This is a genomic window from Joostella atrarenae (genome assembly GCF_021764745.1).
GTDB classification, from domain to species: Bacteria; Bacteroidota; Bacteroidia; order Flavobacteriales; family Flavobacteriaceae; genus Galbibacter; species Galbibacter atrarenae.
In genome coordinates this window covers 1-1,242 of record NZ_JAETXX010000035.1, presented here as the reverse complement: position 1 = coordinate 1,242, position 1,242 = coordinate 1, and the positions used below count along the sequence as shown (strand labels likewise).

Annotated in this window: 2 protein-coding genes; both read left to right on the top strand. The window is 36.1% G+C overall.

Annotated features, from left to right (window positions below; all coding sequences use genetic code 11):
• Positions 1-292: type IX secretion system membrane protein PorP/SprF (locus JM658_RS16935; RefSeq protein ID WP_236961075.1), on the top strand; the 292-nt coding region annotated here is incomplete at its 5' end.
• A 2-nt stretch (positions 293-294) separates the two neighbouring features.
• Positions 295-1,242 (top strand): tetratricopeptide repeat protein (locus JM658_RS16930; protein ID WP_394800499.1); only part of this gene is annotated, 948 nt, incomplete at its 3' end.

Sequence of the window (1,242 nt, the reverse complement as noted above, 5' to 3'; positions counted from 1 at the left end):
CGTGAAATTCAAACCTGCCTTTTTAGCAAAAGCAGTAGAAGGAGCACCGTTTTCATTGGATCTTTCTGCGAATTTCTTAATTCAAGAGAAACTAACGTTGGGACTTGGTTACCGTTGGGATGATTCTGTAAGCGGACTTATTGGTTTTCAGATGACTCCAGGAGTGTTCGCAGGATATGCTTATGATTACACTACCAGCGAACTTAATAATTACAATAACGGAACCCATGAGATCATGGTTCGCTTTGATATTTTTAACAATCGTAGAATTAAATCACCTAGATTCTTTTAATTATGAAAATAAAACTACACCTTACTATACTTACATTAATAACCATCGCTCCTATGTTTTTATTAGGGCAAAGTACCACGGTAGCAGAACGTTATTTTAATGAATTTGCATATGTGAAAGCAGCTTCGATGTATGAAGAGATTCTTGAAGAAGGAGATTCTACACAGTTTAATCTAGAACGTTTAGGCGATAGCTATTACAATGTAAGAAATACGACTTTAAGTACCCCCATATATGCTGCTTTGCTTGATAAATACGAGCAAGAAGTAGCGCCTACTTATTATTTTAAATATGCCCAAAGTTTAAAAGCCAATGGTGAAGATGAGAAAGCAACTGTTTGGTTTGAGAAATTTTTTAATAGCGTCTCGAACGACAAACGTGCCAATCGTTTTTTAGAAGGAATCAACACGGTTAACAAAGCTAAAATCCCTGTTGCAGAACAGATCCAATTAGCCGAAGGAAATAGTGAGTTGTCAGACTTTACAGGTTTTATTCAACAGGATACGTTGTATTGGTTTTCGGCAAGTAATACTACTGGAGGGAAAACATACCAATGGAATAGTCAGCCATTTTTAGATGTATTTGCCTCTAAAATAAGTCCAGAGGGAACTATAAATCCTAAAATAGCAACCGACTTCCTTTCAGAGATTAATACAAAATATCACGAAGCCACACTTTGTATTACAAAAGACGGTAAGACCATGTATTTTACCCGTGATAATTACGACGGAAGAAAGCTAGGAAAAGACAAAGAGAAAACAACGCATTTAAAACTTTACAGCGCTCATTTGGAGGATGGAAAGTGGACAAACATTGAAGAACTGCCTATTAATAGCGATCTGTATTCTGTAGGACATCCTGCTTTAAATGCAGAAGAAACAGTTCTTTATTTTGTTTCGGATATGCCTGGGAGTTTAGGGAATACCGATTTATATCAAGTAAATATTGTT